The organism is Mesorhizobium sp. WSM4898, from assembly GCF_029625845.1.
Taxonomy (GTDB): Bacteria; Pseudomonadota; Alphaproteobacteria; order Rhizobiales; family Rhizobiaceae; genus Mesorhizobium.
Window position 1 is genome coordinate 684458 of sequence record NZ_JARTVQ010000002.1, and the last position, 20156, is coordinate 704613.

20 protein-coding genes and 3 pseudogenes are annotated in these 20156 nt (G+C 63.4%); 18 read left to right on the forward strand and 5 right to left on the reverse strand.

The window, feature by feature from the left end; translation table 11 throughout:
* Nucleotides 1–25: 25 nt before the first annotated feature.
* Together P9228_RS10640 and P9228_RS10645 are read right to left on the reverse strand one after the other, a co-directional pair.
* Complete coding sequence (locus P9228_RS10640) at nucleotides 26–451, reverse strand: hypothetical protein (protein ID WP_066992011.1); 426 nt, start codon at nucleotides 449–451, stop codon at nucleotides 26–28.
* A gap of 322 nt (nucleotides 452–773) precedes the next feature.
* Nucleotides 774–1175, reverse strand: a complete 402-nt coding sequence (locus P9228_RS10645) for a hypothetical protein (protein WP_278053351.1) — start codon at nucleotides 1173–1175, stop codon at nucleotides 774–776.
* 270 nt (nucleotides 1176–1445) lie between these two features.
* Here P9228_RS10645 and P9228_RS10650 point away from each other — a divergent pair, with 270 nt between their 5' ends.
* Entirely contained in the window at nucleotides 1446–1766 is a 321-nt protein-coding gene (locus P9228_RS10650) for a hypothetical protein (protein ID WP_095802773.1), read from the forward strand.
* A gap of 388 nt (nucleotides 1767–2154) precedes the next feature.
* Here P9228_RS10650 and P9228_RS10655 read toward each other — a convergent pair whose 3' ends face one another.
* Nucleotides 2155–3021: a Ku protein gene (locus P9228_RS10655; RefSeq protein ID WP_278053354.1), complete on the reverse strand. Its 867-nt coding sequence runs from the start codon at nucleotides 3019–3021 to the stop codon at nucleotides 2155–2157.
* 285 nt (nucleotides 3022–3306) lie between these two features.
* On the opposite strand from P9228_RS10655, the gene P9228_RS10660 reads away from it, so the two are divergent.
* A complete protein-coding gene (locus P9228_RS10660; RefSeq protein ID WP_066992002.1) occupies nucleotides 3307–3516 on the forward strand; it encodes a hypothetical protein in 210 nt (69 codons plus the stop codon).
* Nucleotides 3517–3585: 69 nt separating this feature from the next.
* Here P9228_RS10660 and P9228_RS10665 read toward each other — a convergent pair whose 3' ends face one another.
* Complete coding sequence (locus P9228_RS10665; RefSeq protein WP_067320622.1) at nucleotides 3586–3825, reverse strand: hypothetical protein; 240 nt, start codon at nucleotides 3823–3825, stop codon at nucleotides 3586–3588.
* 160 nt (nucleotides 3826–3985) lie between these two features.
* Between P9228_RS10665 and P9228_RS10670 the strand changes: the two are divergent.
* From P9228_RS10670 to P9228_RS10680, 3 genes and pseudogenes are all read left to right on the forward strand, one after another.
* Nucleotides 3986–4755: pseudogene (locus P9228_RS10670) on the forward strand (SDR family NAD(P)-dependent oxidoreductase).
* An 80-nt stretch (nucleotides 4756–4835) separates the two neighbouring features.
* Nucleotides 4836–6013: pseudogene (locus tag P9228_RS10675) on the forward strand (zinc-dependent alcohol dehydrogenase).
* 63 nt (nucleotides 6014–6076) lie between these two features.
* Nucleotides 6077–6319, forward strand: a complete 243-nt coding sequence (locus P9228_RS10680; protein ID WP_127242060.1) for a hypothetical protein — start codon at nucleotides 6077–6079, stop codon at nucleotides 6317–6319.
* 79 nt (nucleotides 6320–6398) lie between these two features.
* Here the strand turns inward: P9228_RS10680 and P9228_RS10685 are convergent, their stop codons facing one another.
* Complete coding sequence (locus tag P9228_RS10685; protein ID WP_278053358.1) at nucleotides 6399–6671, reverse strand: hypothetical protein; 273 nt, start codon at nucleotides 6669–6671, stop codon at nucleotides 6399–6401.
* Between the two features lie 213 nt (nucleotides 6672–6884).
* Here P9228_RS10685 and P9228_RS10690 point away from each other — a divergent pair, with 213 nt between their 5' ends.
* The 13 genes and pseudogenes from P9228_RS10690 (at nucleotide 6885) to P9228_RS10750 (ending at nucleotide 20156) form a co-directional block, all read left to right on the forward strand.
* Complete coding sequence (locus tag P9228_RS10690) at nucleotides 6885–7991, forward strand: SDR family NAD(P)-dependent oxidoreductase (protein WP_067320618.1); 1107 nt, start codon at nucleotides 6885–6887, stop codon at nucleotides 7989–7991.
* Nucleotides 7988–9061: an NAD-dependent epimerase/dehydratase family protein gene (locus P9228_RS10695; RefSeq protein WP_278053359.1), complete on the forward strand. Its 1074-nt coding sequence runs from the start codon at nucleotides 7988–7990 to the stop codon at nucleotides 9059–9061. Before P9228_RS10690 ends, P9228_RS10695 begins: the two co-directional genes overlap by 4 nt.
* Nucleotides 9058–10350, forward strand: coding sequence for a TIGR04295 family B12-binding domain-containing radical SAM protein (locus P9228_RS10700; protein ID WP_095802770.1), 1293 nt, complete (start codon nucleotides 9058–9060; stop codon nucleotides 10348–10350). Before P9228_RS10695 ends, P9228_RS10700 begins: the two co-directional genes overlap by 4 nt.
* Complete coding sequence (locus P9228_RS10705) at nucleotides 10335–11435, forward strand: glycosyltransferase family 4 protein (RefSeq protein WP_127323619.1); 1101 nt, start codon at nucleotides 10335–10337, stop codon at nucleotides 11433–11435. The genes P9228_RS10700 and P9228_RS10705 overlap by 16 nt, the downstream gene beginning before the upstream one ends.
* Nucleotides 11436–11437: 2 nt before the next feature.
* The gene (locus tag P9228_RS10710) at nucleotides 11438–12568 is read left to right on the forward strand and encodes a glycosyltransferase (protein WP_127323618.1); all 1131 of its coding nucleotides are present in this window, start codon (nucleotides 11438–11440) and stop codon (nucleotides 12566–12568) included.
* Nucleotides 12565–13659, forward strand: coding sequence for a glycosyltransferase (locus P9228_RS10715; RefSeq protein ID WP_095826277.1), 1095 nt, complete (start codon nucleotides 12565–12567; stop codon nucleotides 13657–13659). Before P9228_RS10710 ends, P9228_RS10715 begins: the two co-directional genes overlap by 4 nt.
* A complete protein-coding gene (locus P9228_RS10720; protein WP_095826276.1) occupies nucleotides 13656–14765 on the forward strand; it encodes a glycosyltransferase in 1110 nt (369 codons plus the stop codon). The genes P9228_RS10715 and P9228_RS10720 overlap by 4 nt, the downstream gene beginning before the upstream one ends.
* 23 nt (nucleotides 14766–14788) lie before the next feature.
* A pseudogene (locus P9228_RS10725) lies at nucleotides 14789–15745 on the forward strand (UDP-glucuronic acid decarboxylase family protein); the annotation flags it as partial.
* A gap of 452 nt (nucleotides 15746–16197) precedes the next feature.
* A complete protein-coding gene (locus tag P9228_RS10730) occupies nucleotides 16198–16356 on the forward strand; it encodes a DUF3309 domain-containing protein (protein ID WP_066991972.1) in 159 nt (52 codons plus the stop codon).
* A gap of 189 nt (nucleotides 16357–16545) precedes the next feature.
* Nucleotides 16546–17649, forward strand: a complete 1104-nt coding sequence (locus tag P9228_RS10735; RefSeq protein WP_067320599.1) for an inositol-3-phosphate synthase — start codon at nucleotides 16546–16548, stop codon at nucleotides 17647–17649.
* Entirely contained in the window at nucleotides 17646–18239 is a 594-nt protein-coding gene (locus P9228_RS10740) for a histidine phosphatase family protein (protein ID WP_067320596.1), read from the forward strand. Before P9228_RS10735 ends, P9228_RS10740 begins: the two co-directional genes overlap by 4 nt.
* Before the next feature lie 13 nt (nucleotides 18240–18252).
* Nucleotides 18253–19353 carry a glycosyltransferase gene (locus tag P9228_RS10745; RefSeq protein WP_095802764.1) on the forward strand — a complete coding sequence of 367 codons (1101 nt, stop codon included), beginning with the start codon at nucleotides 18253–18255 and terminating at the stop codon, nucleotides 19351–19353.
* Nucleotides 19353–20156: a sugar phosphate nucleotidyltransferase gene (locus tag P9228_RS10750; RefSeq protein ID WP_278053364.1), complete on the forward strand. Its 804-nt coding sequence runs from the start codon at nucleotides 19353–19355 to the stop codon at nucleotides 20154–20156. Before P9228_RS10745 ends, P9228_RS10750 begins: the two co-directional genes overlap by 1 nt.

Consider the following 20156-nt stretch of genomic DNA (forward strand, 5'->3'; position numbering starts at 1 on the left):
GCGATAGCGAGCAGTTGAGACGCAGTCAGTGTATGAAGCGGCTTCTCAGCCAGGCAAAAATGCGATTGCCTGTGACAATTCTCCGGACGCGTCCAGCAGCCCAACTGGCCTGCATGGTTGCGCCGGCATGGCAGCTGCAGACGACTTCATGCAACTGCCAATCGGAGAGTTCAAAGAAGCGTTTGGCTTCCCCATAGGTATCGGACTGCAGGCCCGAGGCCCTGAGCAACGGGTCTTCGAACGCAACCGTCAGCGGGGATCCAGCCGCCCGCGCCTCTTCCCGCATGCCTGGATAGAGATACTCGGTGCCGGTGAGCGCGGCGAGACAGCGCAACGGATTCCGCTCGAGCAGTTCTGCCCACCTCTCTATCTTTTCAGTCCTTGTCGTGAGCGGCACCAGCGGATTGATATCAGCGACTGCGTGCAGTTGGTCGAGCGTTTGGTGTTTCATGATAGGCTCCCGTCCATACTTGGCTGACCGGCTTGTCCTGGCGGGGTCGGCAGGCCCGCGTCTGAGGTGCGGGCCGATCAGTGTTTCCCACCGATCTCCGGCAGGCGCCAAAAAAAGCGGCGCCTGCAAATCATCGAACTGACAGTCGTCCCCAAAGTTCCGGTTGAACACGGAATTCATTTGGAATGAGGTTCCGCAGTGCAGGACTGCACGGCGTTTCAGTTGCGAGCCCAGGCTGGACTAAGATGCAGGCGCATTGTCGAATATCTCATATCCAGTGATAGGAACGGGAGCATGGTCCTTTCTCAGGCCCCCGCGGTCCTCATTCCGCTGCCGCCTTCTTCCGTTTCGCCTCGTCGAAGTCGATTGACAGCACGATCTTTCCGTTGGCGTCGCGAACCCGGACGGCCCAGCCCTGCTGCCCACCTTCGGCGGCCGTGTCGTCAAGCAAATCAATCGCCGAACGCAGCGCCTCGTCGTGCACGGCCTCCAGGTTCGGGAATTCCACGCCCTTGAGCTGCCGCGCGCCATCATTGTCGCGATATTCGAATGTGAAGGGGCTGTCCGGCTTGGCGGGCTCGCTGAAGTCGCGGCTGCTCTGCTGCTCGGACCGGTTTTCCACGGTCTCGAAAACCGCGCACGGCACCATCATCTCTTTGGCGCGATCGATAAGAGCGGTCGCCGTACGTGGGCCGTGGATCGGATCCAGCCATTGTGACGGCAATCTTTTCGCCGCCCTCACCGAGAAATTCGACTGTCACCACGCCTTCCGACCTGGAAAGTATGTGGGTCTCGAGAACCTGCATCGGTGCCTCGTCATCTTAGATAACGAAGGTAAAAGCTGCCCAACAGGAAATGTTCCGGCCGCGCTCAGCGATTGATAGTTCCCCCTTCCCGGAAACGAGTTCCCGCACAGCAGCGTTTCTACTTCGCGTTCAAGATCCCGTGGGAACACCGACGCCGGACAGATGTTTGGTAGCGAAGGAGCTGTCCGATGACCTCACCGAGCAAGCGAACACCCGCCGAGGGTCGAGGCGAAATGCAGATGGGCTTTACCCGGGACAAGACGCCCGGATTCGACCCTTCTGCCGCCCCGCAGGAAACCGATGCAGAGGCGGGAGGGTCGACGAGTTCCGCCCATCGCGTCGCATCAGATGAACCGAAATTCACCAATCAGGCGAGCTTCGCCAACGCCATGCAGCGCCCCGAGAACGCGCCCGGCCTTCAGCCGAGCAGGAACGGGCCGGTGCTGGTGATTGCGGCGCTCGTGGTTCTGGCGGGCGCCGCTTTCCTGCTTGCCGCCCGGCTGGGTTGATGGATGCCGGCTCGCCGAGGAAGTGGCGCTCCAACCCGGAACGCCCGATGCAAGGTCTGATAGCTAGGGAGTATGTGCATGCCCATGTTGAAAAAGCTTCTTCGCCATCTTTGGCGACGGAAGATCCAGCCGGCGGCCAATCCATCCCCAGTCGATGCGATCGTGCGGCTGTTGCGTGAAAGCGAGGAACGCAACGGATAGATTTTTGGATCGTGCCCGGTGCGCCCCGGCGCGCGAAATCCTCGAGCTCGTGCTCTTCTGCCACGGACGGTGTTTTAGCCCGCGCTGAGCGTTACCCGAATTCCTCCTCGGCGAAGGCGCCAAGCCTCCAGCCTTGTTTGCCTCGGCCTGCAAGCCAGCTTGATGTCGCTCACCGCACAGACAACTGCTATGCCGACTTGCGCCCCCGTGCAGAATTCTTCGTCTTTTTTCGTTTCGGCGCTCCCCTGGACTTCGGGGATTTGGGTTTTGCCCCGGCCTCCGCGCCGAGGCTCTTTTTCAGCGCATCGAACAAATTGACCACATTGGACGGCTTGGGTTCCGCCTTGGCTTTCGGCGCCTTCCTGCCGGCCTTTTTGGCGCGAACCAGTTCCAGCAGTGCCTCCTGATATCGATCTCGGAACTCGGTGGGATCGAACTTGCCCTTCTGCTTATCGATGATGTGCTCAGCCAACCCGATCATCTCGCTGTCGGGCTTTCCCGACTTGATCTCGGCGAAGACGCCGGCGGGCTCGCGCACGGTGTCGCCATAACGCAGGGTGGTCAGCATCATGCCCTTGCCGCGTGATTCGACCACCACCGGGCGTTCCCTCTGATAGAGCACGATGCGAGCGAGCCCGGCCATCTTCTTTTCGGCCAGCGCGTCGCGGATCACCGCAAAGGCCTCTTCCGAGACCTTGTCGGCGGGCGTCACGTAGTAGGGCGCGTCGAGATAGATCTGCTCGATCGACGATTTGTAGACGAAGCCGTCGAGATTGAGCGTGTGCGAAGACTCGATCTGCACCGCCTCGATGTCTTCCTCTTCGATGAAGATGAATTCGTCCTTGCCGACTTCGTAGCCCCTGACCTCGTCGTCTTTGTCCAGCGGCTTGCCGCTCTCGGCATCGACATAGACGCGCCGGACCCTGTTGCCGGTCTTGCGATTGAGCACGTGGAAGGAAACCTTCTCGGCATGGGTCACGACGTTCGTCAATTCGACGGCGCAGGTGACCAGCGACAGTTTGAGATAACCGCTCCAGGCGGGACGCGGCGCCATGGCGATCTCCTTGGCGACAGGAATGCAGCCGGAACGGCGAACGCACCGCTTCGGTTCCGACGTCGCAGGCCGGCGCATCGCGTCGGCTTCAGCCGGCTGAACCGCGAAGCAGCGCTGAACTTCCCGGCGGGAGAAGCAACGGGAGCTTCCGACAAGGGCTTGGCCCGACATATTCGAGTTGCAGACATTTCGTTCGAAACGTCCGTGCCTCGCGGGATCATTCGGAACAATGGGCCTTCGGGCAAGTTGGATACGGCTCCAACGGCGAATTGATCTGGAACGACCGTGGCGACGCGGAAGATCGACAAGGACAGGCGTGAGCGCACCTCGAATGCGGCGCGCGAACTGCTTGAGACGGAACGACTGGCGCGCCAGGCAAAGACGGCGCGACTACGCGAGCAGCGTTTGGCCGCGGCACCGGCGGCAAAGTCGCCTCCTCCCGCAGCCAGGCCGGGCCGGACGCCCAAGAAGCGAAAAATCATAGATATCAGCTAGCGCCTGGCTCCGTTCGGCGCTGCCGCTTTAGGGCGGCCGGAAATCGATGACGCGTCCAGCCAGCTTCTCTCATTCCTTGGCCGCTGGCTCTCCAGGCCCAATCTCGGTCTCATCTAATATGTGCTCGTGAATGATGCCGAGGATTTGCAGCCTGACCGCCTCACGCGCCTCCGGCTGGATGAACGGCATGAGGAGATCGACCTTCTCCTTGACCCGCCGGGGCAGATCAGCGCTGGGATCGGTCAGCTGGCTGCCATGCTCATAGAGGTTGTCGGTAAGTTTCTTATCCAGATCGGAAAAGATGCCCATGGCTGTCGCTCCACATTGACGGCGGAACAGCCGTGCCCCGAATTGGTTCCGTCTCGCCGAGCCTCGTTTGCCGCGCGTTGCCGAATCCCAAGAATTCGAACGGAACAATCGCACTCTGCGCATGTTCGGCCGGACCACACTCGAACGGTCGGAGAACGAAATGGAAAGCGGAAAGCTCGCCGTGGTGACCGGCGCTTCCAGCGGCATCGGCAAGGAACTGGCGAAATTATGCGCGAGAGATGGCTACGAACTGGTGATCGTGGCCGACGAGCCGGCGATAGAGCAGGCTGCCGAGGCGCTGCAATCTCACCACGTTGCAGTCGAGGCGGTAGAAGCCGACCTCGCGACCGAGGAAGGGGCCAATCAACTGATCGCGAGGATTGGTGACCGCGCTATTGACCTTCTGTTCCTCAACGCGGGACGAGGCCTGGGCCGGGGCTTCATCGATCAGGACTGGCCCAAGGCGCGCCGCGTCATTGACACCAACATCACCGGCACGGTCTATCTGGCACATCGGCTCGGCCGGCAGATGGTCCGGCGTGGCCGCGGCCGGATCCTGTTCACGGGCTCCATCGCCGGCTTCATGCCCGGCACCTTCCAAGCGGTCTACAACGGCACCAAGGCCTTCATCGATTCTTTCGCCATCGCGCTGCGCCATGAGTTGAAGGACAGCGGTGTGACCGTGACAGTGCTGATGCCCGGCGCGACGCAGACCCGCTTCTTCGAGCGGGCCGACATGATGGACACCGAAATCGGGACTCAGGAGAAAGACAATCCGGCCGATGTGGCCAAGGACGGCTATGACGCCATGATGGCCGGAAAAGAGCAGGTCGTTAGCGGAAGGCTGCCGCGGCCCATGTCACGCCGGCCGGCACGCTGGCCGAGCAGCATCGCAAGGCCGCCGAACCGGGCTCCGCGAACAACGGATGAATCCGAGGCGCCGCCCGGGGAACATTCCAGCCGGGCGCAAGTTCGATGCACTCAATCCTCCAATCGACAGGAACGGCACGATGAAAGCGCTGACATGGCACGGCAAGGGCGATATCCGGTGCGACGCGGTCGCCGATCCCGCGATCGAGGACGACCGCGACATCATCATCAGGGTTACCTGCTGCGCCATTTGCGGTTCGGACCTGCATCTGATGGACGGCTATATGCCGACGATGAAATCGGGCGACGTGCTGGGCCATGAGACCATGGGCGAAGTGGTGGAGGTCGGCCGTGGACACAGCAAGTTCAAGAAGGGCGATCGCGTCGTCGTTCCCTTCAATATCTCATGCGGCGAATGCTGGTTTTGCCAGAACGGCCTGTTTTCACTCTGCGACCGGTCGAACCCCAACGCCGACCAGGCCGCCAAGGTCATGGGCCAGCGCCCGCGGGCCTGTTCGGCTATTCGCATCTGGTCGGTGGCTATTGGGGCGGGCAAGCCGAGTATTTGCGCGTGCCTTTTGCCGATGTCGGCCCGATCAAGGTGCCGGACGGCATGGACGACGAACAGGTCCTGTTCCTCTCCGACATCTTCCCGACCGGCTATATGGCGGCGGAGAACGCCGGCATCCGGAAGGGCGACACCGTCGCCATCTGGGGCTGCGGGCCGGTCGGCCAGTTCGCGATCCAGGGCGCCTGGATGCTTGGCGCCGGACGCGTGATCGCCATCGACAAGGTGCCGGAGCGGCTTGCTATGGCGCGCGACCACGGCAAGGCCGAGACCCTCGATTTCAGCAACGTGAATATTTACGATGCCCTGATCGCCATGACCAACGGTCGCGGCCCGGACAGTTGCATCGACTGTGTCGGCACCGAAGCCGATGCCAGCGCCACCCCGGATTCCATGCTCGATAAGGTCAAGGCGAGTGTCTATCTTGGCACCGACCGGCCGCATGTGCTGCGCGAGGCGATCTATTGCTGTCGCAAGGGAGGCACCATTTCGGTGCCCGGCGTCTATATCGGCCTTGTCGACCACATCCCGTTCGGCGCGGCGATGAACAAGGGGCTGACGTTCCGCATGGGACAAACCCACACGCAACGCTATCTCGAGCCTCTCCTGCACAAGGTCCAAAGCGGTGACATCGACCCGTCCTTCGTGATCACCCACCGCGCCGGGCTCGAGGCCGGACCCGACCTCTACAGGAAGTTCCGCGACAAGCAGGACGGCTGTATCAAGGTCGTGATGCGCCCTCACGGGTGACCACGTCTTTGCCCGGAACTCGCCCGGGCGCCCTGTCGTTGCGATCAGGTAAGGAAGTATCAAATGGCTCAACTGAAAAACACATCTCGGCCGGCCACCAGGTCACCGAACGCCGAAGGCCTTCCGCGTCCTGACCGCGATGCGATGGATAGCGACGCCGGCGCGAGACCGGCAGTTCCCAAAACAGCCGGCGCCGCCGAGGAACAGTCGACATCACCGCTCGACAGCAAGGTTGCCAATCGCAATGCCGGTCGCAAGCGCGAGGCCGGAACCACCCCGCGCCCGACCGACAAGCCATTGGATTGAGGCAACCGGGGCGGCGCGGCAGCCTGCCGCCCCGTCGGGCCGCTTGCGTGCGTTCGCTGCTGGTTACCTGCCGCCCGCGTCAACCATTCCCGCTCCGCTCGACAAATTTGTTGAAGCGGCTCTTTCCTCCGCTCCCGGCCTTGTCCTGATGGAGGAAGGCAAGGTCGTTCTCGTCGAAGATCCGGAAGAACTCATCCCACTCGATCGGTTCGAGCGCTTCGTCCGGCTCGCCGAAGTCGATGCGCAGGATGCCGCCCTCGCCCTTGGTGCGAACCACGGCGGGATGGCCGTCCCTCTCCTCAACCCATTTGCGAATTTCGTCGTGATTGGTGGTCGTCTTCGCATCAGACATGGCATTCCCTTTCTCGCCGCACGTCGGTGAGCGGCCCTAACAGCGCGCAAAGGGCAATGTTCCCAGGCATGCGGGCGACCCGCCGACAGCTTCGCCACGGAGGGAACTTTGATGAAGCAGGGAACAAACCTTTTGTCCCGAAGTTCGGGAGCCCAACGCTAAATCGGCCCCAACGCTAAATCGGCCCCAACGCTAACTCGGCAAGGAGTTCTCGTGAAACGTGTCCTGGTTACGGGAGGCTGCGGTTTCATTGGCCGGCATGTCGCCCAGGAACTCATCGAGCATGGCTACGAGGTCCGTGTCCTGGACGCACTCCTGGACCAAGTGCACGGCAATGAAGCCGTCAGCATTCCAGCTGGCGCCGAGCTGATACGGGGAGATGTACGTGATCGAGACGCGGTCGCCGACGCGGTAGCGGATGTCGACACCGTCATCCACCTCGCTGCCGAGGTCGGCGTCGGCCAATCCATGTACGAGATCGCCCGATATGTCGGCACCAACGATCTCGGCACCGCGACCCTGCTCGAGGCGTTGATCAAGAAACCAGTCGAACGCATTGTCGTCGCATCGTCGATGAGCATCTACGGCGAAGGCCTCTACAAGACACCAGACGGGCGGCGTATCGACGATGCCCATCGCAAGCCAAGCGACATCAGGATCGGCCAATGGGACCCGCTGTCGGCTGCCGGCGAAGCGCTGTCGCCGATTCCGACCGACGAGGAGAAACGTCCTGACCTCGCTTCGATCTACGCGCTGACCAAATATGCGCAGGAACGCGCGGTGCTGATCTTCGGTCAGGCTTATGACGTGGATGCGGTGGCATTGCGCCTGTTCAACGTCTTCGGCGCCGGTCAAGCGCTCGCAAATCCCTACACCGGCGTGCTTGCCAACTTCGCTTCGCGGCTCGCCAACGGCAAGCGGCCGATGATCTTCGAGGACGGCGAGCAAAAGCGCGACTTCGTCCATGTGCGCGATGTCGCCCGGGCTTTCCGGCTGGCGCTGGAGCAACGCCAGGCAGCCGGCCACGCGATCAATATCGGCAGCGGACGGTCCTACACCATCAGCGAGGTCGCTCGATTGCTTGCAGAAGCGATGGGCGTTCCGAAGCGGCCGCCCGAAATCCTCGGCAAGGCGCGCTCCGGCGACATCCGCAACTGCTTTGCCGACATTGCCAAGGCGCGCGAGCTGCTTGGCTTCGAGCCGAGCCATCGGCTTGAGAACTCCCTCGGTGAATTCGCGGCCTGGGTTCGCAACACCGTCGTCATCGACCGCGGCGCTGACATGAAGCGCGAACTTGAAGAGCGGGGGCTGGTGTCATGAGTGAGCGGCATCGCGGCCTTGGCAAAGCGCCGGTGGCCGTCATCGGCGGCAGCGGCTTCATAGGCTCAAACCTCGCCGACAGCCTGTTGTCGGATGGCGAGCCCGTTCTGGTCATCGACAATCTCAGCCGAGCCGGCGTCGAGCAGAACCTCGAATGGCTGGCGCAAAAGCACGGCAGCGATCTTAGAGTTGAAACCGTAGACGTGCGCGACCACGCCAGACTGGCCTCCGTGCTGACGCCAGCAAGAGCGATCTTCCATCTGGCCGCCCAGACCGCCGTGACCACGAGCCTGATCGATCCCGCGGAGGACCTCGACATCAATCTCAAAGGCACCTTCAACGTGCTTGAGGCGGCGCGCCGGGTGAGCGCCCCGGTAATCTTCGCCAGCACTAACAAGGTCTACGGCAGCTTGCCCCAGCTCGCGGTGCAGGAAACGGACGACCGTTACGAGCCTTGCGACGAAGCCATCCGCGCCAATGGCGTCGACGAGATGATCGGGCTCCGTTTCTGCACGCCCTATGGCTGCTCCAAGGGCGCTGCGGACCAGTATGTCCTTGATTATGCCAAGTCCTATGGCCTGCCGACGGCGGTGCTGCGCATGAGCTGCATCTATGGACCGCGCCAGTTCGGCACCGAGGACCAGGGCTGGGTCGCGCATTTCCTCCTCAGCGCGCTCAGCGGCCGGCCCATCACCGTCTATGGCGACGGCAAGCAGGTGCGCGACATCCTGCATGTGTCCGACGCGGTTGCCGCCTATCGCGGAGTGCTGGCCAGGATCGAAGACCTCAAGGGACAGGCGTTCAATCTTGGCGGCGGACCGCGGAATGCCGTCAGCCTGCGCTCGCTCCTGTCGGAGATCGCCATCATGACCGGCCGCGACATCGTGGTGCGGCAGGATCTCGAACGCACCGGCGACCAGCCCTTCTTCATCGCCGATACCCGCAAGATAGAGGCCGCGCTTGGCTGGCGGGCGCATGTCCCGTGGCGCGAAGGCATCAGCGACCTTGCCGGCTGGCTGTTGCGGCACCGTCTTCAGCCGCACGCTGAAGTGGCGAGGTACGTCGCATGAAAGTCGCACTGGTCAATCCACGTTGGACGTATGAACACAGCATCTATTTCGGCTGCCGCCAGCCGCATCTGCCCCTGGAGCTTGGCTACTGCAAAGCGCTCTTGGAGACCGACGGCCACAGCGTGCTGATGCTGGACGGGCAGTTGCAGCATCTCGACAACGCGGAACTTGCCGAGCGCGTGGCGGCGTTCGCGCCGGACATGACCGTCGTGACCACCGCGCCGACCTATCTGTTCTGGCGCTGCGCGCCGCCGGAGCTGCGGGTGCCGGCAGAATTCCTGAAGCATCTCGCCGGGCGCGGCGGGCGCACCGCCGCCGTCGGGCCGCATGGCTCGGCGACGCCGGCCCCTACCCTGCGCAAGCTTGGCGTCGATGTCGTCGTGCGCGGCGAATGCGAGGAGGTGGTGGCGGAGCTTGCCGGGCGCGGCGAATGGAGCGCCGTCCCTCACACGGCGCGGCTCGAGAGCGGCGTGCTGGCCTGCAACGGTGGCGTGAGCGTCAGCCGCTTCGTCGACCACCCGGCACTTCATTGGCCGTCCGATTGGATTGCGGCCCATTCGCACCACCATCATCGGTTCGACGCGGACCAGAAGGGCGCCGGTGCAGAGGTGGAAGCTTCGCGGGGTTGCCCCTATAATTGCAGCTTCTGCGCCAAGATCGATTTTCGCGACGCCTACCGCCGCAGGAACCACGACGCGGTCGTCGCCGAGATCGACGGTCTGATGGCCCAGGGCGTCGGCTACATCTACTTCATCGACGAGATTTTCCTGCCCCAGAAGGCGCTGCTCGAGGCCCTTGTCGACCGCGATATCCAATTCGGCGTTCAGACGCGCATCGACCTCTGGAAACCGGAGTTGCTGGAATTGTTGGGCGAGGCCGGCTGCGTCTCGATCGAAGCTGGCCTGGAAAGCCTGACCGTCGAAGGCCGCGAGATGCTGGCCAAGCGCTGTCGGCTGGGCACCGAGGAATTGGCCGCGCTGCTGGTCGATGCCCGCCGCCATGTTCCTTTCGTCCAAGCCAATCTGATCGGCGTGGTCGAGGACGATCCGGCCCTGGTGGAGTATTGGCGCAAGCACCTCATCGACAACGGCGTCTGGGCCAACGAGCCGGTGCCGCTCTATCCCTATCCGAGCTCGCCAAGTTACCGCGAGCTGTGGGGCGAACCCGACGATTTCGCCTGGGAGCGCGCGCATGAGCACTATCTGGCTTCGTTCCGGACGTTCAGCGACATCCAGGACCAGCGCCCGCGCGCGCTGGCCGAATTGGAGTCCTCATGCTGCAATCATTGATCCATCGCCCGCGGCGCATCCTGATGACCACCGACTCCGTCGGTGGCGTCTGGCGATATTCGCTCGACCTGGCGCGCGAGCTCACCAACCGAGGGGACAGCGTCGTGCTGGCCGGGCTAGGGCCTCGGCCTTCTCGGGAGCAGGCACAAGAGGCGCAATCCTTCGCGACGCTCGCATGGCTCGAGACCCCTCCGGACTGGATGACGCGCAACGAGAGCGATCTCGACGGCCTGCCCGGCGAGCTTCGGGAGCTTGCGACGGCCTATGCCGCGGACCTCGTTCATCTTAACGCTCCGGCCCAGGCGGCCGAGGTCGATCTGCCCTGCCCCATCCTCGTGGTCTCGCATTCCTGCGTCGTGACGTGGCTGCATGCCGTGCGCGGTCAGGTGCCGACCGATGCCTGGGCCTGGCAGAAAGACCGCAACCGGGCCGGTTTCAATCGCGCCGATATTGTGGTGGCACCCAGCCGAAGCCACGCCGACATGCTTGAGGCCTGCTACGGGCCGGTCGCGCGGCTAAGTGTCGTCCACAACAGTGCTCTTCCCGGCCCGGTCGCCTCGCGCCGCGAGCCTTTCGTCCTGGCCGCCGCCCGCTGGTGGGATCAAGGAAAGAACGCGGCGGTGCTGGATGCCGCGGCTGCCATAACCGAATGGCCAGTCCATGCCGCCGGCCCGCTCGGCGGGCCGGACGGGCAGATGGCGCGTCTCGATCATTGCGTCGCGCTCGGCTCGATCGGCTATGCCCAAGTGCGTCAGCGGATGGCGCGCGCTGGCATTTTCGTTTCGCCATCGATCTACGAGCCCTTCGGGCTTGCCGCTCTGGAAGCCGCGCTCTCGGGCGCGCCGCTGGTCCTCGCCGACATCGCGACCTATCGCGAACTCTGGGACGGCGCGGCTATGTTCTTCGACACGCGCGATCCGCATGCGCTTGCCGGATGCATCGCCCACCTCTCCCGCGACGAAAATTTGCGGCGCCAGCTTGGCCGGCGCGCCGTCCGTCGCGCGCGCAAATTTTCGCCGCAGGCGCAGGCGGTCGCGATGAGTGAAATCTACGATCGTGCGGCGATGGCCGTCGCAGGGCGCTGACCATGCATTTCGTATTCTACACCCATTCCGTCGTTTCCGATTGGAACCATGGCAATGCGCATTTCCAGCGCGGCATCATGCGCGAGCTTGTTGCGAACGGACACCACGCCCTCGCGCTCGAACCCGCGGACGGTTGGAGTCGTTCGAACCTTCTGGCCGAGCAAGGCTCCTTCGCCGTCGAGCGCTTCCGGAAGGATTTTCCCGAGCTGATGCCGGTGACCTACGATGCGTCCTTCGATCACGAGGCCTGGATTGCGAAGGCGGATGTGGTGATCGTCCATGAATGGACCGATCCAGATCTTGTGGCGCGGATCGGGCGGGCCAAGCTCAACGGCGGCAAGTTCACGCTGCTGTTTCACGACACGCATCACCGCGCCGTGTCGGCGACGCAGTCGATCTCGGCACTGAACCTGGAGCACTATGACGGCGTCTTGGTCTTCGGCGAGGCGTTGCGGGAGAGCTACCTTCGCGCCGGCTGGGGCCGACGGGCTTTCACCTGGCATGAAGCAGCGGACGAACGGTTGTTCAAACCCTCTCCCGAAGTCGACGCCGTATCGGATCTGGTCTGGGTCGGCAACTGGGGCGACGACGAACGCAGCGCCGAAATCCACGAGTTCCTCGTCGCGCCGGCACGCGAGCTTGGCCTGTCGGGAACCGTTCACGGGGTGCGCTACCCAGCGCAGGCGCGGGCCGCGCTCGCCGACGCCGGCTTGCGCCACGAGGGTTGGATCGCAAATGCCGACGTCCCGAAAGCGTTCGCGCAGCATCGCGTGACGGTGCACATCCCGCGCCGACCCTATCGGGACCATCTGCCGGGCATTCCCACGATCCGCATGTTCGAGGCATTGGCCTGCGGCATTCCCCTCGTCTCTGCGCCATGGTCGGACGTGGAAGAGCTGTTCCGTCCCGGCAAGGACTTTCTGTTTGCCCGCGACGGCTCCGAGATGCGCCAGCACCTGCGCGACGTGCTGCACGACGCCGCGCTTGCGAAGGCTCTGGCGGCAGCCGGGCTGGAAACCATCCTGGCACGGCACACATGCCGGCGCCGCGCCGACGAATTGTTCGACATACTCGCCGCATGCGGCAATCGCCATGCGGTTGACGGGGTGCCAACAAGGGAGGCCGCCGCATGAAGATCGCCTTTTACGGATCCAGCCTGCTGTCGTCCTATTGGAACGGCGCCGCCACCTATTATCGCGGCCTGCTGAAGGCACTTTCCCGGCGCGGTTACGACATCGTCTTCTACGAGCCGGACGCCTTTGACCGGCAGAAGCACCGCGACATCGAGGTTCCCGACTGGTGCGACGTCGTCGTCTACGAGGCGACGCCGGATGCGCTGATGCAAGTCGCTTGCTGCGCCGCGCAGGCCGACATCGTGGTCAAGGCAAGCGGTGTGGGCTTCGAAGACGAAGCGCTGTTGCGCGCCGTGCTCGACCACGCCCGCAATGACGCGCTGACGGTGTTCTGGGACGTCGACGCCCCGGCGACGCTCAGCGAATTGCGGAACGATGCCGGCCATCCTCTCCACGAGGAGCTCAAAAGGATCGCCCTCGTGCTGACCTATGGCGGCGGAGATCCCGTCGTGTGGGACTATAGGGCGCTTGGCGCCGCCGAATGTGTGCCGATCTACAACGCGCTCGATCCCGAGACGCATTTCCCCGTCGCCCGAGATTCCCGCTTCGCCTGCGATCTCGCCTTTCTCGGCAATCGCCTGCCGGATCGCGAGGCCCGCGTGGAAGGCTTCTTCCTCGAGCCGGCCGGTGCGCTGGAGGACCAGAAGTTCCTGCTCGGCGGATCAGGCTGGGGCGACAAGCCGATGCCGGCGAATGTCTCCTGGCTCGGCCATGTCGGCACTCGAGACCATAACGCCTTCAATGTCACGCCGAAGGCGGTGCTGAACATCAGCCGCGACAGCATGGCCAGCAACGGCTTTTCGCCGGCAACGCGGGTGTTCGAGGCGGCCGGCGCCGGTGCATGCCTCATCACCGACGCCTGGGCCGGTGTCGAGCTGTTCCTTACGCCTGGCGAGGAAATCCTGGTGGCGCGAGACGGCGCCGACGTTGTCGAGATCATGTGCACGCTCACACCAGGGCGCGCAAAGGCGATCGGGGCGGCAGCGCTTCGGCGTGTTCTGGCCGAGCACACCTACACACTGAGGGCTGAACGGGTTGACGCAATCTTAAAGGCGCATTTCGAGCGCGAGACCGTGGAGGCCGCAGAATGACGAAGGCACTCGATATCGTGTTCCTGGGTCTTTCTCTGTCCTCTTCCTGGGGCAATGGCCATGCGACGACGTTTCGGGGGCTGCTGCGGGGCCTCGACGAGCTCGGCCATCGCGTCACCTTCTTCGAACGCGACGTGCCCTGGTACGCGCACCACCGCGACCTGCGCGACCCCGATTATTGCGACTTGCGCTATTACGACACCGTCCAGGAGCTTCGTCGCAGCCATGAACGAGACCTTCAGCAGGCCGATGTTGTGGTCATCGGCTCGTTCGTGCCTGAAGGCAGGGCGGTCATCGACGACCTCGCGTCGCTGTGCACCGGGCTATTCTGCTTCTACGACATCGACACGCCGGTGACGCTGGCCAGGATTGCCGAGGATGACTGCGACTATCTCGCGCGTCGGCAGATTCCCTATTTCAACCTTTATTTCTCCTTCACGGGCGGACCGACCCTCCATCGCCTGGAGCTCGAATTCGGCGCGCGTCGGGCCGAACCGCTCTATTGCTCCGTCGACCCCGAGCGGCACCATCGAAACCGAAATGTGATCAAATGGGATCTAGGCTATCTCGGCACCTACAGTCCGGATCGGCAACAGACCCTGGAAACGCTTCTGCTCGAGCCTGCGCGTCGACTGCCGGATCGACGCTTCGTGGTTGCGGGCTCGCAATACCCGCACGATATCGACTGGCCCGATAATGTCGAGCGGATCGAGCACCTGCCGCCGGCCGAGCATGCCGGATTTTATAGCCGGCAGCGCTACACGTTGAATGTGACACGCACTTCGATGGTCGAAGCCGGATGGTCGCCCAGCGTCCGGCTTTTCGAAGCAGCGGCGTGCGGGACGCCGATCATCAGCGATCGCTGGCCCGGCCTCGACAGTTTCTTTCCGGCTACGGCGATACAGACGGCCGGCAGCGCAGATGATGTGACGGGAATTCTTCTGGGACAGCCCGACCGCGCCAGGCTCAGCATGGCCAGGCAGGCCCATTCGCTGGTCCTGGAAAGACACACCGGAGTTGCTCGGGCACGAGAGTTCACGTCGATGCTGGCGCGGGCAAGGCAGACACGTCCGGTGCTCGATCTGGATGTCGAAAGTGCAGCATGACAGGCAGACAGGAGAACACACAGATGCGGCGTTCAAGAAAGGCCCAACAGACACGGACGGCGCTTGTCGCCGGCGGTGCCGGTTTCCTCGGTTCGCACCTATGCGAGGCCCTGTTTGGCATCGGCTATCGCGTGATCTGCATCGACAACTTTCTCACCGGCCGAATGGAGAACATTACGCCGCTTATCGGCCAATCGCGCTTCCGGTTGATCGAGCAGGATATCTGCAGCCCGCTGGAACTGGGTGAACCGGTCGACCGTGTCTTCAACCTGGCATGCGCGGCGTCACCGCCCCGCTACCAGGCCGATCCCGTTCATACCACGCGCACCTGCGTGGTCGGGTCGCTCAATCTCCTCGAGCTTGCCGTTCGCGACGGTGCACGCTTCCTGCAGGCATCGACCAGCGAAGTGTATGGTGATCCCGAGCAGCATCCGCAGCGTGAGGACTATCTCGGCCATGTGAACTGCACCGGCCCGCGCGCCTGCTACGACGAAGGCAAGCGCACTGCGGAGACGCTTTGCTTCGACTACCTTCGGGCCGATCGGGCCGACGTGCGTGTCGCCCGTATCTTCAACACTTATGGCCCAAGGATGGACCCCGCCGACGGTCGCATCGTCTCGAATCTGGTCATGCAGGCACTTGAAAAGCGGCCGATGACGATATTCGGCGATGGCCGGCAGACGCGATCCTTCTGCTACGTCACCGACCTGGTCGAAGGCCTGTTGCGGCTCATGGACATCGAGCCCAATCCGCGCCAGCCGATCAATCTTGGCAACCCCGGGGAATTCACCGTCCTCGAACTGGCCGGCCTGGTGAGGGAACTGACCGGCACCAGGTCGCCCGTCAAATTCCTGCCTTTGCCGGAAGACGATCCCCGCCGGCGACGCCCCGATATAGCCCGTGCGAAGGAGCTTCTCGGATGGGCCCCCAAGGTGCCTCTCCGGCAGGGCCTGCTGCAAACGGTCGTCTACTTCGCCGAACTCGACGGCAGCGCGACCGTGTCGCCCGCCACCGCGACCAACAGGTCCGGGGCAGACGGAGTTGAAACCGGCGGCCCGCAGGATCCCGATGCGTCCCGCGTTCTTTTCACCGAAGCGGAACATCCGACCGAGATTCTGGTTGGGCCCGATAACCGGCACGGAGAACGCAGTCGTGCAGTCGAAGCGATCAGCCAAGGACATCGAGCAGATGGCGGCCGCGGAAACCGCCGCCTTCCTGCGACGAGCCTCCATCACCTACCTCGAATGTTGCGTCAGCCTGATGATGACGCATCTTCAACGCGAAGAAGTCGCAACCATCCTCGAGCGGGAAGCTGACATGCTGCGCAGGCTGGACTGAGCCCCCAGCGCCTCAGACGAATGACGAACAAATAGCATATGAGCCCCGCAGTCTGAGGTCCGAACGTCCACCTCGCCAATGAAGGGGACCCGATATGAGTCTCGGCACAATCCTCATTATTATCCTGATCTTGTTGCTGATCGGCGCGATCCCGGCCTGGCCGTATTCGTCGGGCTGGGGCTATGGGCCTTCGGGCGTGCTCGGCGTCATACTTGTCATCCTGGTGATCATGGCGCTCATGGGCCGGATTTGAGGCCGAGCGGGCGAGATTCCATTAGCCGCACTCCGAACGTCGCGTCCTGCGCTGGCCTCGGAGACAACGCGGCAACGGGAGTATTGAACGTCGACCGCATCGGCGAATTTTCCACCTCTCAAGGAACATTCCTGACCGGTCACAGTTCGGCGCGAGGAACTTACCTCCAACAATAGAGGCGGCGGTTTCGTGACATCGAAAAAGGTTCGCATCGGCATCGTCGGTGTCGGCAATTGCGCATCCTCCCTAGTGCAAGGCCTCACCTATTATCGTCAGGCAAAAAGCAACGAGCCGATCCCCGGGCTAATGCATGCCGATCTCGGCGGCTACCATGTCGAAGACATCGAGGTCGTCTGCGCCTTCGACGTCGCCAAGAGCAAGGTCGGGCGCGATGTGGCCGAAGCAATCTACAACGCCCCGAACAACACCTTCCGTTTTGCCGATGTGGCGCCGATCGGCGTGCGCGTGCAACGCGGACCTACACTCGACGGCATCGGCAAATATCTGCGCGATGAAATCGAGGAAGCGAATGAGCCGGTCGCCGACGTGACCGCAGGCCTTCGGGAAAGCGGGGCCGAGGTGCTGGTGTCCTATCTGCCGGTCGGCTCGGATGCGGCAACCCGCTATTATGCCGAATGCGCGTTGGCGGCCGGGTGCGCTTTCGTCAACTGCATACCGGTCTTCATCGCTTCGCGGCCGGAATGGCGCCGCCGCTTCGAAGAGCGCGGCCTGCCCCTGATCGGAGACGACATCAAGAGCCAGGTCGGCGCTACCATCGTTCACCGGCTGCTCGCCAATCTGTTTCGGGAGCGCGGGGTGCGCATCGACCGCACCTACCAGCTCAACTTCGGCGGCAACACGGACTTCCTCAACATGCTGGAGCGTGAGCGGCTGGAATCGAAAAAGATCTCCAAGACGCAGTCGGTCACCAGCCAGATCGATGTACCGCTCGAGCCCGGCAACATCCATGTCGGACCCAGCGATCATGTGCCTTGGCTCACCGACCGCAAATGGGCCTATATCCGGGTCGAAGGCACGACCTTCGGCGGCGTCCCGCTGAATGCCGAACTCAAGCTGGAAGTCTGGGATTCCCCCAACTCCGCCGGAGTGGTCATCGACGCGGTGCGCTGCGCCAAGCTGGCGCTCGATCGCGGTATCGCTGGGGCGCTCACCGGGCCTTGCAGTTATTTCATGAAGTCTCCGCCGGAGCAGTTCACCGATGCCGAAGCCCGCCTGCGCACCCTCGCCTTCATAGCCGGTAGGGGCGAGCCGATGCTCGACGCCGCGGAATGACAACGACTATTTTCCTCGTGCGGCATGCTGCGTATGACAATGTCGGCCGCTATCTGGCAGGCCGCCAGGATATCGATCTTGGCCAAACCGGCCAGGCACAGACGCTGCGTCTGGCCCGCCGTCTGGCGAGGGAACCGCTCGCGGCCATTTTCAGCAGCCCGCGCAAGCGCACCTTGGAAACCGCGAAACCGATCGCTGTCGCCTGCAATATCGAGCAGATCGGAATCTGCCAGGAATTGGACGAGATCGATTTCGGCGCATGGTCCGGCAAGACATTCGAAGAGCTGGCCGATGACGCCGCCTGGCGGATGTGGAACGACCAGCGACAGAGCGCCCGAACACCGAGCGGCGAGACCATGCAGGACACCCAGCAGCGGATCGTCGACCTCATGGACGTGCTGCGCGAACAGGCCCCAAACCGATGCGTTGCACTGATCAGTCACGCGGACGTCATCAAGGCTGCGGTGTGCAAGGTGCTTGGCCTTCAGCTCGGCGACTGTTTTCGCTTCGACATCGAACCTGCCTCGATCACCACCGTCGTCCATGGCGACTGGGGCTCTAAGCTCATTCGCCTGAACGAAATCGCCTGACTGGAGCTGCCCGATGCGCATGGTGATCTTCGGCCTCACGGTCACCTCTTCCTGGGGAAACGGACATGCCACGCTTTGGCGCGGGCTGATACGCGCGCTGGCGCCACTCGGCTGGTCGATCAGCTTCTTTGAGCGCGACACGCCCTACTATGCCGGCGCAAGGGATCTCACCCATCTCGATGGCGGCCACGTGGTGCTCTATCCGGGATGGGATGATATTGCCCAGGCTGCGGCAATCGCGGTCCGGCAGGCTGACGCGGTCATCGTCACCTCCTACTGCCCGGATGCTGTTGAAGCCTCACGCCTCGCGCAGGAGAGTTGCCGTGGGCTCAAGGTGTTCTACGATCTTGACACCGCGGTGACGCTCGCGCGCATCGAGCAGGGGGAGCAGCCTCCCTATTTCGGTCCGGAAGGCCTTCGCGATTTCGATTTGGTGCTGAGCTACACCGGCGGCGAGGCACTCGGTGCGCTCAAGTCCATGCTGGGGGCGCGCCGCGTCGTGCCGCTCTACGGTCATGTCGATCCGGAGCGTCATCGGCCGGCAAAGCCCAGGGCCGAGTTTGCCGGCGATCTGTCCTACCTCGGCACTTATGCCGCGGATCGCCAGGCCGGCGTCGAGAAGCTGCTCGTCGCGCCCGCTGTCCGGCTGCCGGATCGCCGTTTCGTCATTGGCGGCGCTCAATATCCGCAGGAGTTTCCGTGGAGCGACAACATCTTCTTCGTCAGGCATTTGCCGCCTGCCGATCATCCGGCCTTCTTCTGCTCGTCACGTCTCACCCTGAATGTCACCCGCGAGGCCATGGCGCGCAAGGGCTGGTGCCCCTCCGGCCGGCTGTTCGAAGCGGCTGCCTGCGGCGCCGCCATCGTTTCCGACGACTGGCCGGGTCTGGACGACTTCTTCGAGCCCGGCTGCGAAATCCTGCTTGCACATTCCACCGACGATGTGGTCGCGGCGCTCGGTTTGTCGGACGGCGAGCTCGAGGCGTTGCGCCGCCGAGCCCGCGAACGCGTCCTCGACGAACACACATCCGCACGCCGCGCCGCGGAACTGGACCGGATTCTGGTCGAAGCCGCCACCGCGCCAGCAAGCGAACCGATGAAGGAAACAGTCTGATGTTGGGTATCGTGCCTGCGGCGGGGCGCGGCAGCCGCATTCAACCGCTGGGTTTTTCCAAGGAACTGCTCCCGGTTGGCAGCCGGATGGACGGGCAAACCGAGCGTCCGTGCGCGGTCAGCGAGTATCTGGTGCGCCGAATGGTGCGCAACGGCGTCGACAGGATCTGCTTCATCATCGGTTCGGGTAAGTCCGATATCCTCGAATACTATGCGGCCGGCTATGACAGCGCGGCCGCGATTTTCGTAGCCCAGCCCTCTCCTGTCGGTCTTTGCGACGCGATCTTCCGCGCCGCCCCTCTCGTCGCGCCGCAAGAGACCGTCCTGATCGGTCTGCCGGACACGATCTGGTTCCCCGAGGACGGCTTCTGCCATCTGCCGGACGACCGGCTGTCATTCCTGCTGTTTCCTGTAGACCGTCCCGAGCTTTTCGACGCCGTGGTCGTCGATCAGGACGGCCGCGTCGAGCAGATTCAGGTCAAGCAGCAGGACGCAGCCACGGACTGGGTCTGGGGCGCGTTCAAGATGCCGGGCTTCACCTTTCAGCGGCTCGCGGCGCTTTGGCGCGAGCGGGACGGCTGCGACGAGTATTTCGGAACGCTGGTCAATGCTTACCTTGCCTTCGGCGGTGAAGCCTGGGGCGTCAAGGCAGGCTCGGCCTATGTCGATGTCGGCACCTTCAACGGCTACCGCACGGCGCTCCGGCTGCTTGAAAACAGCGACGCCTCGGAAGACGAAGACACAGCGATATTCGTGCCGCCGAGCCGCTCGCAGGTGCCATCCTTGCCAGGCGAAGGAGGCTGA

Excerpts from the sequence above, each read along its gene's own strand:
- P9228_RS10685 (WP_278053358.1), bottom strand. The coding sequence starts at position 6,671 with ATGTCTGATGCGAAGACGACCACCAATCACGACGAAATTCGCAAATGG.
- P9228_RS10700 (WP_095802770.1), top strand. The coding sequence starts at position 9,058 with ATGAAAGTCGCACTGGTCAATCCACGTTGGACGTATGAACACAGCATC.
- P9228_RS10730 (WP_066991972.1), top strand. The coding sequence starts at position 16,198 with ATGAGTCTCGGCACAATCCTCATTATTATCCTGATCTTGTTGCTGATC.
- P9228_RS10720 (WP_095826276.1), top strand. The coding sequence starts at position 13,656 with ATGACGAAGGCACTCGATATCGTGTTCCTGGGTCTTTCTCTGTCCTCT.
- P9228_RS10665 (WP_067320622.1), bottom strand. The coding sequence starts at position 3,825 with ATGGGCATCTTTTCCGATCTGGATAAGAAACTTACCGACAACCTCTAT.
- P9228_RS10655 (WP_278053354.1), bottom strand. The coding sequence starts at position 3,021 with ATGGCGCCGCGTCCCGCCTGGAGCGGTTATCTCAAACTGTCGCTGGTC.
- P9228_RS10640 (WP_066992011.1), bottom strand. The coding sequence starts at position 451 with ATGAAACACCAAACGCTCGACCAACTGCACGCAGTCGCTGATATCAAT.
- P9228_RS10710 (WP_127323618.1), top strand. The coding sequence starts at position 11,438 with ATGCATTTCGTATTCTACACCCATTCCGTCGTTTCCGATTGGAACCAT.
- P9228_RS10680 (WP_127242060.1), top strand. The coding sequence starts at position 6,077 with ATGGCTCAACTGAAAAACACATCTCGGCCGGCCACCAGGTCACCGAAC.
- P9228_RS10705 (WP_127323619.1), top strand. The coding sequence starts at position 10,335 with ATGCTGCAATCATTGATCCATCGCCCGCGGCGCATCCTGATGACCACC.
- P9228_RS10715 (WP_095826277.1), top strand. The coding sequence starts at position 12,565 with ATGAAGATCGCCTTTTACGGATCCAGCCTGCTGTCGTCCTATTGGAAC.
- P9228_RS10740 (WP_067320596.1), top strand. The coding sequence starts at position 17,646 with ATGACAACGACTATTTTCCTCGTGCGGCATGCTGCGTATGACAATGTC.
- P9228_RS10745 (WP_095802764.1), top strand. The coding sequence starts at position 18,253 with ATGCGCATGGTGATCTTCGGCCTCACGGTCACCTCTTCCTGGGGAAAC.
- P9228_RS10750 (WP_278053364.1), top strand. The coding sequence starts at position 19,353 with ATGTTGGGTATCGTGCCTGCGGCGGGGCGCGGCAGCCGCATTCAACCG.
- P9228_RS10695 (WP_278053359.1), top strand. The coding sequence starts at position 7,988 with ATGAGTGAGCGGCATCGCGGCCTTGGCAAAGCGCCGGTGGCCGTCATC.
- P9228_RS10650 (WP_095802773.1), top strand. The coding sequence starts at position 1,446 with ATGACCTCACCGAGCAAGCGAACACCCGCCGAGGGTCGAGGCGAAATG.